This is a genomic window from Rickettsiella massiliensis 20B, assembly GCF_000257395.1.
Classification (GTDB): Bacteria; Pseudomonadota; Gammaproteobacteria; order Diplorickettsiales; family Diplorickettsiaceae; genus Diplorickettsia; species Diplorickettsia massiliensis.
In genome coordinates this window covers 706,750-720,682 of sequence record NZ_AJGC01000001.1, presented here as the reverse complement: position 1 = coordinate 720,682, position 13,933 = coordinate 706,750, and the positions used below count along the sequence as shown (strand labels likewise).

Annotated in this window: 16 protein-coding genes and 2 pseudogenes; 11 read left to right on the top strand and 7 right to left on the bottom strand. The window is 39.6% G+C overall.

What is annotated here, in order from left to right:
* Nucleotides 1-14: 14 nt before the first annotated feature.
* The 5 genes from S3O_RS0104255 to S3O_RS19535 form a co-directional block, all read right to left on the bottom strand.
* The gene (locus S3O_RS0104255; protein ID WP_010597828.1) at nucleotides 15-1,229 is read right to left on the bottom strand and encodes a cupin domain-containing protein; all 1,215 of its coding nucleotides are present in this window, start codon (nucleotides 1,227-1,229) and stop codon (nucleotides 15-17) included.
* 24 nt (nucleotides 1,230-1,253) lie between these two features.
* Entirely contained in the window at nucleotides 1,254-1,754 is a 501-nt protein-coding gene (locus S3O_RS13735) for a queuosine precursor transporter (RefSeq protein ID WP_010597827.1), read from the bottom strand.
* 1 nt (nucleotide 1,755) lies between these two features.
* A complete protein-coding gene (locus S3O_RS15305; RefSeq protein WP_010597826.1) occupies nucleotides 1,756-1,959 on the bottom strand; it encodes a hypothetical protein in 204 nt (67 codons plus the stop codon).
* 1,265 nt (nucleotides 1,960-3,224) lie between these two features.
* A complete protein-coding gene (locus S3O_RS15300) occupies nucleotides 3,225-3,944 on the bottom strand; it encodes an aromatic amino acid transport family protein (protein ID WP_010597825.1) in 720 nt (239 codons plus the stop codon).
* A gap of 20 nt (nucleotides 3,945-3,964) precedes the next feature.
* A complete protein-coding gene (locus S3O_RS19535; RefSeq protein WP_010597824.1) occupies nucleotides 3,965-4,228 on the bottom strand; it encodes an aromatic amino acid transport family protein in 264 nt (87 codons plus the stop codon).
* Nucleotides 4,229-4,704: 476 nt separating this feature from the next.
* On the opposite strand from S3O_RS19535, the pseudogene S3O_RS11305 reads away from it, so the two are divergent.
* From S3O_RS11305 to S3O_RS0104225, 3 genes and pseudogenes are all read left to right on the top strand, one after another.
* A pseudogene (locus tag S3O_RS11305) lies at nucleotides 4,705-4,959 on the top strand (HesB/IscA family protein); the annotation flags it as partial.
* Nucleotides 4,960-4,979: 20 nt separating this feature from the next.
* Nucleotides 4,980-5,249 carry an HPr family phosphocarrier protein gene (locus tag S3O_RS0104230; RefSeq protein WP_010597822.1) on the top strand — a complete coding sequence of 90 codons (270 nt, stop codon included), beginning with the start codon at nucleotides 4,980-4,982 and terminating at the stop codon, nucleotides 5,247-5,249.
* Nucleotides 5,250-5,322: 73 nt separating this feature from the next.
* Nucleotides 5,323-6,189, top strand: a complete 867-nt coding sequence (locus tag S3O_RS0104225) for an N-acetylmuramoyl-L-alanine amidase-like domain-containing protein (RefSeq protein ID WP_192805878.1) — start codon at nucleotides 5,323-5,325, stop codon at nucleotides 6,187-6,189.
* A gap of 68 nt (nucleotides 6,190-6,257) precedes the next feature.
* Here the strand turns inward: S3O_RS0104225 and pmbA are convergent, their stop codons facing one another.
* Nucleotides 6,258-7,619, bottom strand: a complete 1,362-nt coding sequence (pmbA, locus tag S3O_RS0104220) for a metalloprotease PmbA (protein WP_010597820.1) — start codon at nucleotides 7,617-7,619, stop codon at nucleotides 6,258-6,260.
* Nucleotides 7,620-7,738: 119 nt separating this feature from the next.
* On the opposite strand from pmbA, the gene S3O_RS15290 reads away from it, so the two are divergent.
* From S3O_RS15290 to S3O_RS0104190, 8 genes and pseudogenes are all read left to right on the top strand, one after another.
* On the top strand, nucleotides 7,739-8,098 hold the full coding sequence (locus S3O_RS15290; protein WP_010597819.1) for a rhodanese-like domain-containing protein: 360 nt from the start codon (nucleotides 7,739-7,741) through the stop codon (nucleotides 8,096-8,098).
* A 109-nt stretch (nucleotides 8,099-8,207) separates the two neighbouring features.
* Nucleotides 8,208-8,417, top strand: coding sequence for a glutaredoxin domain-containing protein (locus S3O_RS11295; RefSeq protein WP_050816835.1), 210 nt, complete (start codon nucleotides 8,208-8,210; stop codon nucleotides 8,415-8,417).
* Nucleotides 8,365-8,888, top strand: a pseudogene (gene secB / locus S3O_RS20355) (protein-export chaperone SecB). Before S3O_RS11295 ends, secB begins: the two are co-directional and overlap by 53 nt.
* A 24-nt stretch (nucleotides 8,889-8,912) precedes the next feature.
* Nucleotides 8,913-9,107: a dephospho-CoA kinase gene (locus tag S3O_RS15285; protein WP_010597815.1), complete on the top strand. Its 195-nt coding sequence runs from the start codon at nucleotides 8,913-8,915 to the stop codon at nucleotides 9,105-9,107.
* The gene (gene coaE / locus S3O_RS13720; RefSeq protein WP_010597814.1) at nucleotides 9,070-9,603 is read left to right on the top strand and encodes a dephospho-CoA kinase; all 534 of its coding nucleotides are present in this window, start codon (nucleotides 9,070-9,072) and stop codon (nucleotides 9,601-9,603) included. The genes S3O_RS15285 and coaE overlap by 38 nt, the downstream gene beginning before the upstream one ends.
* Before the next feature lie 71 nt (nucleotides 9,604-9,674).
* Entirely contained in the window at nucleotides 9,675-11,036 is a 1,362-nt protein-coding gene (locus S3O_RS0104195) for a coiled-coil domain-containing protein (protein ID WP_156792738.1), read from the top strand.
* Entirely contained in the window at nucleotides 10,969-11,280 is a 312-nt protein-coding gene (locus S3O_RS17165; protein WP_156792737.1) for a hypothetical protein, read from the top strand. The genes S3O_RS0104195 and S3O_RS17165 overlap by 68 nt, the downstream gene beginning before the upstream one ends.
* Nucleotides 11,210-12,352, top strand: a complete 1,143-nt coding sequence (locus S3O_RS0104190) for a hypothetical protein (protein WP_192805877.1) — start codon at nucleotides 11,210-11,212, stop codon at nucleotides 12,350-12,352. Before S3O_RS17165 ends, S3O_RS0104190 begins: the two co-directional genes overlap by 71 nt.
* A 147-nt stretch (nucleotides 12,353-12,499) precedes the next feature.
* Here the strand turns inward: S3O_RS0104190 and S3O_RS0104185 are convergent, their stop codons facing one another.
* The gene (locus S3O_RS0104185) at nucleotides 12,500-13,882 is read right to left on the bottom strand and encodes a TolC family outer membrane protein (RefSeq protein WP_010597812.1); all 1,383 of its coding nucleotides are present in this window, start codon (nucleotides 13,880-13,882) and stop codon (nucleotides 12,500-12,502) included.
* Between the last annotated feature and the right edge of the window lie 51 nt (nucleotides 13,883-13,933).

Genomic DNA, 13,933 nt, shown 5'->3' with positions numbered 1-13,933 from the left:
CGGTATTACGAGGCTTATTGCTTTTGCAATGAGACGTTATGAGGGTTAGGGACGATTATTAACACAATCGTTATGTGCTTTATAACCGCTATAAATATCAAAAAAATAGCTATCTTGGTTTTGTGAATCGGGGATATCCTGTTTTTAGATACGATATAGAAAAACCCTCTAGTAATACAGTTACTGAGGGCTTTTAAAGAGGTATTAGAAGAGTTTTCAGTAGATTCAGATGTATTGTCTCTGTCTGGTTTTAAAAAGAGATATTTGTTTTCAGCAAATGAATTAGGTGTTTTTTTTTCCTTTTCTTTTAAAGCTATCTGTTCCTTAAGGTCATTTTGTTGTTCAGAAGTCAATAATAAGTACATCCGATCTTGGTTTTCTTTAGAAGCTTGCTGATAAACATCTACCATTGCTTCATTAATCTCGTTATGAAAATGTTGAGGGATAAAAGCAGGCGTACAGGTGCAAGAAACAAGAGTAAAAGGAATATTGTCCGCTGTGCTTTCAGGTTTATCTGTACTCGAATTATCTAGATCCTTTTTTAACATGGCACCAAACCAAACTTGTTTTGAAAGAGTAACATTTTTATTCTGTTCATTAAGTATATGTTCGATCAGTTCATTATTTTGTAATGTGAATAAAGAAAGCGGTTCCCCACCTAACCAGGTCCAAGTTTCTTTTGTATCTAAGCGATGAAAAAAAGATTTTTCGCCACTTTGTAATAGATAGAAAATTTTTGTAAAGCTATCTCCTTTTTCATTTTCATTAATGCTTCGTATAAATTCTTTAAAATGACCATCCTCTTTAGTGATACTATTGATTTCAACGAGTTTTAAATTATCAATAATTTGCTTACTGGTTTGATTTAAAATAAATTGATCCTTATCAAGAGTTTGCTTTCCAGTGACTCTTAGAAATTCATTTTTATTATCTTCTTCATCATTTGATCTAATTTTTTTATTTGGGAAAAGTATTTCAAGTTCATAAATAACTGTTTGTAAACGATCTACGATATCACTGATATTTTCTTGTAATTTCTCAGTTGAAAGAACTTCTCTTTTCTGTTTATTTTTTAATTCTGTTAAGACAGTTTCTAATTTATCAAAATTATCTTGCCATCCTAGAAAAGAATCATTTTTTAGATCTGGAAAAATTATTTCGATGTCATTTTTAATTTTTTCAATTATTTCTGTAAATTTCTTAATTACTATTAAATCAAATATAGGCATTATCGATCTCCTTTAAGATTAGTTTTATGATTTAAATGGATTGAACTTTGTATCAATATCATAAAAATCGAGTTGTTCTTCTAACTTTAAGTAGCCAACGACTATTGAAGCGGGCCATGCACTGACAAGTGCGTATAAGAACTCAACAGAATAAACGGATAAAATCATATAAGCCAGTTCTGTTAAGGGTCTTGCTCCACTGAAACCAAGGAAAATTGTGACGATCACTAAAATCAAACACCCTACCGCGGAAGAGCCAATACTTCTTAGCCAAAAATAACGACCTTTTGTCCAAACTTTCCATTTCGATAATAAATAAACATTAGCAAAACTACTACTAATCACGGCAACAATACCCGCCAAAACAAATCGTAAAATTGGGTCAACGACTTCATTATAAGAGGCTTGTTGATGCCAAAAAATAGGGGAAGGCAGGTGAATAATGACTTTAATTGCTATGGCGAAAAATAATTCACAGATAAGCGTGACCCAAATAATTTTTTTCGCTACAGCGTAGCCATACACTTCAGTAACAATATCGCCGACAACATAGGTTAATGGAAAAAATCAGGGGTGCGCCGGGCAGTAAAGCGGGTCCTAAGTGAACGAGTTTATAGGCAACGACATCAGCGGCTAAACTAACGGTAAGGTTGATCATGCCTAAAATAAGAACATAAAAACTAATATTTTTTGACGTGCCAATTTCCTTTTTCTCTTTTATTTTTGACATAATGAAACTTTTTTGTTTTAGTATTAAATTATTTTTTAATACATGGGCTTGTTATTTAAAAACTTTAGTCCTTTTTTGTACCCGATGTTAAGACTTATATCTCTTAGGCATTTTGTTGAATGGAGTTTGCTGAACAGTGACTTTCTTCACACAAAATTCTCAAAATTTTTAATGATTCAACGGCTTAATTGACTCAATAAGAACAAGTCTCATTTTTATCAAGTAATGAGAACGCATCATGTTAATATGGTTTAGTCTATAAAAAGTTAAATAATTTAAAGTTTAATGGATCAGTAAATTTATTTTATTGATGTAAGTCTACTTCTAAGTTATTTATCTACAGTGAAGCTTTATCAATTGTTTTTAAAAACTAAGAAGCTTTGTAAAATTACTTCAAATAGATATCTTGCAAAGTATAAGACAAGTAATAAAAATATTTAATTTTTAATAAGATTAAACGTTAAAATAGTGGACAAACTATGCCATTTGTTAACAGCTAAATCAAACTTTATTTTTTTATTGTTTATTGATTTAGTTTATCTTATTTCAATTTCTCTTTTTAGGTTAGCTGTTTTTTATCTAAGTAAACGATATTTTGTTAAGGTGCTAGAGATCATTTAATTCATTTTAATGAAAAATATTGGAGTATATTGCTTCGGTTATATAGGTTGATTTTTGGTAGGTTAGGATTTGAATAGGAGAAATGCTTCTTTTAACTAAAATAGATTGACTTGCTTCAGTTTTAAACACATCAGGAGTCTATACAAAATTTTTGTCCAATCTATATGAAAAATCCCTGTCAAGATGCTGGATCTATCAGGGATTTTGCGTAATGGCCGCTCTAAGGAAAGGTTAAATCGGCCTTATTTAAAATTAACTAGCTCTGCAAAGCTAGTCGCAAACTTTTTCGTGGTTAAGCACACAAGCTAGTATCCAAGCCACCCCTAACTCAAGGGCTGCCAAAGCAACGCCGACTAAAACACCATCAATAATCATAATTTACCCCCATTCATTTATTAAAATTCAATCCTTTTTCATTCGCTTTTAGCCAGTAAAAAGGTTCATTTGTTCAATCCGCTAAGAAAGAATAACCTTCACAATATGCAGTTATTCTTTGTTATTGGATCCCTACTAATAGTGGCTTTTTCTCCAAAAAAACGGTAGTAGGGGGAGAGGAAAGGGTTGTAAGTCGTTAGACATGAATGATGCAATTTGCAAGCTATTGTCGTTATAAGTGTTATAAGCGTTACCTGGCGTTTTAAGGGTTAAAATAGCGCCATTTTTATTCCATAACCTGTAAAAAAAAGACCAGTAAACCCTAAAAAAATAAGCAGTGGCTTACCCCCTTTAACAAGGAGGGGAACTATACTCGAAGAAGTGGTGTGATATCGTCCACGCCAAGCCATGAGTGTGGGTAAGAGGATGAATAAGATGGCACAGAAAACTCCAGCATAACCGAGCGCTTTAATAAAAATGCCTGGAGAAAATAGGACAATCGTGATAGGTGGGATTAAAGTGGCCGCATAGACTAAAATGCCGCCAGCCCCTTTTTTCTTGACGCGAAAACCATCGGCCAAAAAATCGGATAAGCTGAGCATACTGGCCAGAAAGGAGGTCGCAAGGCAAATTGAAGTAAATATTTTTGCTAGGAGTGTAATGTAGACATTATTAAGGACTTGACTTAATTGTGCGACAAACCCGCTTGTCGAGCGACCAGATTGTTGCAAGGCAATCAGACCATCGCAAAGAAGATAACAAATAAGTGGAATAAGGCTACCTACCAAAATAACACGTCTTAATTTAGCGATATCTTCTTGAAAGTAAGTACGTAAACTGGGAATAATATTTGCGAAGGTAAAAGAGGTAATGATAACACTTAAACCACTTGTAAAATAATGGAGCTCACCGGCTTGTAACTTACTTATTGAAATAAATGGCATTAATAAGAGAATCAGTAAAAAATAAATGCCAAGCTTGCTGAGCATCAATCCTCGGTTGACACAATCTACATAATGAATCCCTTGATAGACGACGTAACTGAGTGCAGGAGAGTGGTCAACCTTAACCCAAAACTTGCGAGTAAGCCACTTAAAAAGTCACCCCCGCCCGCCATATAAGCGGCTAATACCGAATAAAATAAAAGCAAATAGCTCACCCAGGCGATGATGGTTCCCCAACGACCTAAAAAAAGTGTCGCCATCGATATTAAATTGGTATTAGCGGGCAGGCGAAGGTTAACTTCTAGAACCAGAAAAGCACAAACTGTCATGATGAACCAACAAAGTATCATCAGTAGTGAAGCATTGAGAAACCCGGCTTTCGCATTGTGGGTAAAGCGAGCATTCCTCCGCCCTGTAAACTTGATTTTTTTCCTTGTAGATTAACGTACCGTAAAGACTTATAGGAAACAAGTTGTAAGTTGATTTTAAAATCAGATAGTTAAGTTTTACGAGTTGAGTAAAACAAAATAAAGTGAAGAATCAGAATTTATTCTTTTGCAGATGGTTCTAGATAAGGTATTAAAGAGGCTTTTTTGGGGCTAACAACGATTAAGAATGCGGCAAATTCGCTAATTATGTAAGCATAATAACTACTTTTCTGTGTTAAAAATTTCGCCCGTTTAGAGTGTGCTTTGTGCGAGTTATAATTGGTGGTAGCATAGGGCAATGAATACAATGGTCACATCCTGGGTGAGCGGGCAAGAAGAGGTCAGACTAGACCTTCAGCTGAAATAAAGAAACACTTCGTTTGTCTATTAAGCACGCCGGTTGCGCGGGCTTGTCCTATGATCTAGATTATAATGAAAAGCAATATGAGGGCGATATTCACTACTGTACAGAAGGGTTGACCCTTTTTGTCGATCCAGCGAGTATTCCCTATTTGCAAGGGACCCGCATTGATTATATCTATAATGGATTAAACGGTACTTTACAGTTTCTTAATCCCAATCAAACAGCTAGCTGTGGGTGTGGTGAAAGTTTTAGCATAGAGGAAAAATAGAGGGTTAGTCTCCTCACCGTATGTTACGTAAAGTTATTACAATCAATAATAGATTAGGGCTTCATGCCCGTGCTTCCATGAAGTGGGTAAAAATGGCCCGCTGTTTTATTAGTGATATTACCCTGCGCTGTAATGGTAAGCAGGTGGATGGCAAAAGTATTCTTGAAGTGATGGGTTTAACCGCTTGTCAAGGAAGCCCTGTTGAAGTCATTGTCAAAGGCGAGGATGAAGCTGCGGCACTGAATGTGCTCGAAAAATTAGTGACTGATCGCTTTGGGGAAGAAAAATAAGTTCTTTGGAGTAAAAATGATTTACACGTTACGACGAGGGCTTTTTGTAAGCTTATGTTTATTTGCCTCCATCATGAGCCCTTTCGTACAGGCTTCTCCTGTAGACGATCAAGCGTTATCCTTGCTCAAGCAAAATAGCGCTTCAGATAGTTTAACGACACGGATCATCAAACAGAGTGGTGCTTTGTTGGGTCAGCCCTATCTACTGGGCGCTTTAGGTGAAGGACCGGCGGGTCTGTATGATCAAGATCCACTCTATCGTTTTAATGCGTTTGATTGTGAAACGTATGTTGATACCGTCATGGCTTTAGCGTTGTCTAATACGCTGCCCAGTTTTAAACAGCAGATGAATGCGATTCGTTATCGGCACGGACGAGTGGATTTTTTTGAACGTAATCATTTCACCAGTGCGGATTGGGTCCCACATAATCGGCAAAAAGGTTATATCCACGAGTTGACTTATAAAATAGGTGGCGAGTACGTTAAGCAGACTTCGGCGTTTATCAATCGACGTGCGTGGCTTCAACATTTTACTGCGGACGAGATACAACGTCCCAATGCTTCGGTAGCCGAAAAAACAGTTTATTTAAAACAACTTAAAGAAAAAAGCGTGCGCCGCGCGCAAAGTGAAACCGCTCGTATCGCTTATATTCCGACTCAAGTCCTTTTAAATCATCCAGAGATCAGTAAAAAAATTCCGACGGGTAGTCTGATTTTGTTTGTGCGGCACTATGGCCCAGACATTATTCAGCACATCGGTACCAAGTTGAATGTTTCACATATGAGCTTGGCGATTTGGAAAAACGGGACACTTTATTTACGTATGGCCTCTTCACGGCTTGGTCGGACAGCCGATATTCCTTTTCAAAATCGTGACTCCTCGACGATGAGAGGTTTGAGTATTTGGCAAATTAAGGAACCGGCCACACACAAAAATTAAAAAGTCATATACTTAGTTTATTTGAGCGATGCACTGGACTGAAATGAAGAATGTCAATCAGTCCAGTGCTAAGCACCACCAGCGACGGTCATGTTTTCCACTAAAATGGAGCCAGTTAAAATGGAGCTGCGTGGATCAATATCATTTCCTACCGCGACAATCTGTTGGTACATTTCTTTTAAATTGCCAGCGATGGTAATTTCTTCAACCGGATATTGAATCTCACCATTTTCCACCCAAAATCCTGCGGCGCCACGTGAATAATCGCCAGTGACTAAATTGGTACCTTGTCCAAGCAGTTCGGTGACGAAAAGACCGCGGTGCATTTTTTTGATTAGACTCGTTAAGTCCAGGTCACTTGTTTCGACAATAATGTTATGTGCGCCACCGGCATTCCCTGTCGATTGTAAACCCAGTTTGCGTGCCGAGTAGCTGCTTAAGAGATAACCTTGTAAGACACCCTTAGCAACTAACGTTCGATTTTGAGTCATCACACCTTCGCTATCAAAAGGAGCGCTGCCTAATCCTTGTTGCAGATGGGGTTGTTCATGCAGGGTGATGGATGGAGCAAAGATAGGTTTACCAAGTTGATTAACTAAGAAAGAAGCGTTCCGGTAAAGATTCCCCCCAGAAATAGCGCCTAAAAAATGACTAACTAGACTGTGAGCCACGTCAGACCGAAATAGGACTGGGACTTGACAGGTTGCTAAACGACGCGCGTTTAACCGTCTTACGGTTGCTTGGGCGGCGTGTGCCGCTAATTGAGTTGTTGAACTGAGCGCAGAGGGGACGCGGGTGACGGTATAATCGCCATCACGTTGCATGCCCCCTTTATCTTTAGCCACCAGGCTACACGAAATGCTGTGTCGTGAAGTGGGATAACTGCCTAAAAAATTGTGGCTATTGGCATAAAAATAAAAACTCTCATCCGTCGCAATGGTCACCCCTTCTGAATGAAGAATACGTGGGTCCAGAGCCAAAGCTTTGGCTTCACACTCAACCCCGAGCTCAATCGCTTGTTGTGGAGTGAGTGACCAGGGATGATATAAGTCTAATGAAGCATAGGGTGGCTTTGCCAACAAAGCGGGGTCAGCTAAACCTGAAAAAGGATCCAGCGCAGTAAAACGCGCCATATGGCATGCGTTGGCAATAAGATTTTCAATCGCCGATTGACTGAAATCGACACTTGTCGCGGATCCTTTACGTTGATCAAAATAAACAGTCATGCCTAATGCTTTGCTACGGTGATGCTCGATGGTTTCAACTTCCTTTCCGCGAACGGTAACCGTATAGCCCAGATTGTGAGTGATCCCGGCTTCCACTTGTGTAGCGCCTTTTTTCTTGGCGCGTGCAATAATTTCGGTTAATAATGATTCATAGTCCGCTTTTTTTGTAGGGAAGGTGGTTGAAGTCGGGATCGGCGTAGGCATTCCGTAAAAATCTCTTTTTAAAGTTAAAATCTATCTGAGTATAGCGAGCGACACAAATTTTCGCTAGACTAGCTCTCATTAATGCAAACCAATACACCGCAGTTAGGGCAAAGTACACTATGATGCAATCGTTTCTTGAATTTAGTCTCCGAAACTGGGAGCTTTGGCTTGCTTTCTTTGCTATTTTGGCGCTTTTGCTTGCTTCTGAACTGCACATCAAGTTCAGTAGTGCTGCACCACTCTCTCCTCAACAAGCTGTGTTCTTGTTCAATCAACAGAATGCACTTTTTTTAGATGTGCGTGATCCCGCTCAATTTTCAAAAGAACATATTGCTTCTTCTCGTCACGTGGCCTGGTCTGAACTGAAGTCTAGTACAGTGTCACTGCCTTTCGATGCCGCTCAATCAATTATTATTGTCTGTGACGTGACGCCATCTCATTACCAAGTTGCCCGTGTGTTGAAAAAAGGCAGGCTTTGAAAAGTTATACTATCTCAAAGGTGGGCTGCTTAGTTGGAAAAATGCGTCCTTACCTTTGAGTCGAGAATAGTGTTACACCCTTCGCAAAAGAGGTTTTTATGCAAAACAACTGCTTACCCAAAAAGGGTTAAGCTACGAAGAAATTTTGGTGGATGAAAATCCTGTAAAACGGGAAGAAATGATGACGCGTAGTGGGCGACGCACGGTGCCACAAATTTTTATTAATGGGCAATCGATCGGTGGATTTGATGATTTATCTGCCCTGAATGCTTCCGGTGAACTCGATAACTTACTTAAAGGCGGTACGATACATGACTAATAAACCAACGACTCCTCCCCAACCCGAATTTGTTATTCGACAAGTGTATGTTAAGGATCTTTCACTGGAATGTCCTCAGCCTCCACAAGCTGTCCAGATTCCTACGGAGCCGCAAATTAACTTACAATTTGCGATGAATTCCAATACGATGCCGGAGCAGCAGTATGAATTAGTGTTACATGTTACCGTCACCGCAAAGACGGATGAAAAACTTTATTTTTAGTCGAAATTAAACAGGCGGGTTTGTTTTTATTAAACGGGTTTACGGAAGAGCAAATTCACCAAATTTTGGGGATTACGTGTCCAGCTATTTTATTTCCTTATGCGCATGAAGCGATTTCCAGTCTGATTGGTCGTGCTGGATTCCCACCGCTTTATTTAACACCGATTAATTTTGAAGCCTTGTATGCCCAAAAAATGCAAGAGCAAGCGCAAGGACAAGGCGACAGTACGGTTGGGGTCGGATCTTAAGGTAAGCGTTGGAAACGACAAGCGATGTTTGTTGTCGCGTTAACCGGAAATATCGCCAGCGGAAAATCGACGGCCGCGGGTTATTTCGCCGAATACGGTGTTCCGGTTATTGATGCCGATGCGATTGCGCGGACGCTCCTGACAGAAAATAAAGTCTTGCAAGGAAAAATAAGTCGCTTGTTTGGGAGCGGCTATTCTGACAGAAGAAGGATCGATTGATCGACGTGCGTTACGTGAACGGATTTTCTCCGATGCGTGGGCACGTGCGCAAGTTCAATCACAGATGCATCCTTTAATCTATCAACAAATTCAACAAGCGTTGCTTAAGGTAGATTTTCCGTACTGTATTGTGGTCATTCCTTTGCTATTGGAAGGAAAAACTTCCGTGATCACTCGCAAATCGCCTCAGTCGCACCAAGATTATCTCACTTTTCAGCGAATTTTAATGGTGACGGCGACGAAAACACAAAAAATACACCGTGCACAACAGCGTGATGAGATGAATGAACAACACATCCACGCTATTCTGGCGACACAATTAGCGGACGAAGAAAGTCTTCAGAAAGCAGATGATGTGTTATGTAATCAATCCGATCTCCCGCACTTACGACAGATGGTGGCGCAACTACATCAATTTTACTTTTCTCTTGCCCAGTATCACCACATTTTGGTTGAACAATTGCCTTTTCTCAGTTACCATCTCGTTCTTAAATAAGAAAATTCCAAAACCATCGTTTTGGTTTGGTAAGTTTTATTGAGTATTCGGTAAGAACGGCTTGTCAGATTTTGACAGATGCCGTAGGCAGTATTAAGGAAATTAACGACAATTTCCCCGCTTTTAGATTTGTAAATTATTTAGTGCCGGTAGGGATTTTTACAGAGGCGACCGTTTGTCATCAAAATATTGAGGGGGGAACCGGTTTTATCAAGTTGACCTCAGAAAAAGGTTATCTATCTTATCATTTTAGGGAAGAATTTGACTTTCATTTAGCGAAGGATCCTTACGCAGGTGAGTGGAAAAGTGAGAATCTTATTTCTCCAGCACCAAAAGCAGAACAAACGTTTTTAGAATCCTCTCCTGTGAAAAAGGAGTCGGAATCAGAAAGGCAAACTGTTGGCCAGGATCCGGATTTGGTTGTAGATTTTTCAGCAACGCAGCAGAACTCTTGTCAGATTCCTAATGTAGGGCAAGGTATTATTCTTGGCCCTGAGTCGAAGCGTTTAGAAAAAGAAAAGAGACCATCTATTTTTTCAAGCGATGAGCTGCCTCTTTTCGACAATTATCGACTCAATCAATGCATATTAAATTTCCCCGAGTTAGTCTTTACTTTGGAAAGCGTGCTTGAACAAAAGAGAAACAGGTTAAAGCGTGTTCAGGGTAACAAGACACAGCAAGCTTCTTTACAACAAGATGAAACGACGCAGAAAAATTTATCACGGCAAGATAAGACGATTCGCGCACTAGAAAGTGAAATCCAGGAGTTAGAAGCTCAGAAATTAAAAAAAGATAAATTAGATGACAAGATTACTCATTTGCAAGGGAGGATCGCTACACTAGAAGCCCTAGAATCTTTCGCTAACGAGAAGATTCAGAAGTTAGAAACTAAGAAATTAAACACAGAAGCGTTAAATGAGGAGATTGCTGATTTACAAAAAAAGATCAGGAGTAGGAAACAAAAATCCCTAGAGCACTCTAAATCTTTTGCTAAAAAGAAGAGGTATAATTTAGAAAAACAGAAGTCTGAATTGGAAAATAGCAAGCAGAAGTTAGAAAGGGAAGCGCTTGGTAAAGAACGGTGTATGGCGGAACAGCGTTTAATTTTGTTAGAAGAGTATCTAAAAGAGAAGTATTTTGAACGGATTGCGCAAGCAAAAGAGCAGCCAATGGAGGGCGACCATCTAACGAATGAACAACTAAAACTCTTCACTACACTTGTTAAGGAGGGGCAGAGTAAAGTATTTTACTTACGTTTAGCGTTAGCAGCGAGTATTTTGTTAGCTGTGACCGGTAGCGTAGCGGTGTATTATGTTTCTTTAAGTGTGTTTAGCACGTTAGCATTTTTTGGGACCACTCATTCCATTGCTGCCTTACCTTATAATTGTACTTGCCTGTCTTACGGCAATCGGTACAGCATATCTTGTTTATAATACACTGGCCGACATTATTATCAGGGATAAATGGCTCACTTTAGATGCAATTCGGGATTGGTTTTCTCGTGGAGAAAATGAGAGTAGAGGGAAATATGTTTTTCGAATTATCGCGGCGATTGTGGGGATTACTATTTCCTTCGCGGCAATTGCTGCGACCGGATACACTATTTATGCCCAACTTTTACCTATTTTTGGGGCCCATTGCCTCCGTATTGGCTATGTTGCCTTGTGTATTGAGTGAATTTATTTTCATTATGAAAAATTCCATTGAGTCGATAGGCATGTTGAAGGGGGAATGTGGTGCTGGAAATGAATTAAAAACATTTTTTCTGAACCTAAAAACACAAATAGCAAGTGAAAATCCTTTACAATGGGCGCTCCATTTAATACGTCTTCCTTTACAGTTTGTTTTGTTGATTTTTAAACTTGCCATATTTATGCTCCACGTTGGCGTGACGGCAGTTTCCTCGGATCGATTACCCTCTGTGCCTCCTTTTATAGTGATGATTATTTCTGGGTTAAGTGAGCTTTTAACGGATTTCTCTCAGTTGTTTAGTAATAAAGATGATGAGGCAGAACACGGGCATGATCATGGTGGAGGTCCTTTAGGTAGTCTTCGAAATCTAGTTTTTATTACTCCGGCCTTAGTATTAGGTTGTTTTAACTATTTATTTAGTCAACTTAATCGTTTGAATCCTGATCCAAAAAAAGAGTATTTGTCTTTTAAAGAAGCGATCAATCAAGAACTGATTGCGTTTGAAGTTAAGCATTCTCATAAGGAAGAAGAGGCAGAAGAAAGGCGGCATGTCAAGAAAATATTAGAAAATATGACACAGTCTGCGCCTGAACCCGTGAATCGTTCTCGCTCTACACCTACTGTCATCCCTGAATCAGTGAATAATCCTACACCTGCTGTTCCTCTCTTGGAGGCGTGCCCAATCGCTAATAGAGAAAGTAATCCGATCCCCAATCAATGGGTTGCTTTCTTCTTCCCCCTTCAGGTGGTGAGCCAACCTTTAAAAAAAGAAATTAAGCGATTAGAGTGGAAAAAAAGTGAATGTGCAAAGGAAAAAGTAAATTTTTTACGGGCTAAATTATCCGTAATAGAGGATGAAACGATAAACGATAGTGATAAAGTCAAGGCGATGAGAGATTCAGGTTTGTGTTTAGAGAGGCATCGTTCGTTCTTTCATTTGCCCTGCAAGAAAACGACTTCAGCGAAAAAATGGCATGAAATGCAAGAATTATGTGAAGGATCCTCTTATGATTCAACGTCATTTCGATGTGCGGTAGGATCAAAGATCATTGCTTAAACGCACACGTTTAAGCAATTTGGGATTGGCGTCGCGCTATAAGTATGGCGCCATCTTCGTGCTCGTTGGTTCGAGATAATTTCTGCACCGAGGGTGTCTTCATTGGTTAGGTGTTTAACTCGAAACGTACTCTTTTTTCTCTTTTGTTTACCGTCGAGATTCTGCAAAATCTGAGTTTTTCATCCATTGATTAATATGTTGTAAATCAGCCGGTTGGAGAAGACCGGCGGTTTGTTTGAGTAATAAACTATCGAGTAAATATTGAGTTTGATCCTTGGCGGCATTTCGTTTGGCATCATAGAGATTTTTTTGCGCTAATAACACATCGACCATCGTCCGTGTGCCCGCTTTGACGCTTTCTTCCGTACTTTGTAACGATTTTTGTGCGGACTGAATCGCTTGACGTTCTGCTTGAATGCTACTGATATCTGCAAGTACATCGTTATATTTTTGGCGTGTCGTGACAATCGTTTTACGATAGGTATCTTCTAATTGTGCGACGGCAGTTTGGTAATCGTATTCTGCTTTACGGGTGTTAGATAAGATCGCACCACCTGCAAAAATGGGTAATTCGAGTTGAACACCAACCGTTGCGCTATTTCCATCGATGATTCCCGCATTGATTCCGTTATTGCGCCCATAACTGCCCACTAAATTAAGAGTAGGCAAATGATCAGATGCTTGTACTTGAATTTGCTTACGAGCAATTTGTACGGCATAACGGCTGGCCATCAGATCAAGATTGTATTGTATCGCGCTCTGGATCCATGGGCCAACGTTTTGCGGTTGTGGCGCAAATAAGGGTAGCGTTTTATGAAAACCTTGCAAATCTGAATACGTTTGACCGGTGAGCTGGCGGATGGCTTCTTGGTTATTTCGCAACGTATTTTGGGCGCTAATTTCAGCCGCCACTGCGCTATCATAGGCTGCTTTAGCCTCATAAACAGCAGTAATTGCATCTAATCCAACACGTACGCGTTTTTGGGCTTGATCCAATTTTTGCGCATTGGCTGCTTTTTCTGCTTGAGCAAAGCGTAAGGTATCTTGTGCCAGTAAGACCTGAAAATAAGCATTAGCAACCCGATAAATTAAGGATTGTGCCGCCACGCCTAACACCGCATCTGCTTTTTTACTGATGCATGTGGCTTGTTGAACCTGTAACCAACTGCCCACGTTGAGTAAAGGTTGGCTCAAGGAAACACCATAACCTTGATTGGTGATAGGTGGATTAAAGCCGGTGGCTTGATAATTAGAAGTCACATTGGCTTGTGTATTATAATTGGAAGTCACATTGGCTTGTGCATTGACGGAGGGGAGTAAAGCCGCGATGCTTAAAGGAAGGGCTTCATGCGTAGCAAGACGAGTTGACACCGCGGCTTGATACACCGCATCATGCGTTAATGCGGCGTGATAGACGTCCATGAGATCGGTGGCATAGCACGGTGTAAAACGAGCCATCAGTAAACCCACCCCAACGAAAATAAACGCTGTCTTTTTTCGTAAAATCGATTTTAAAGAAAAAGTATGCATAGCAAATGACCGTGAAAAGCTAAGTTTGTTTAAAATCTGAACAAATTGTTA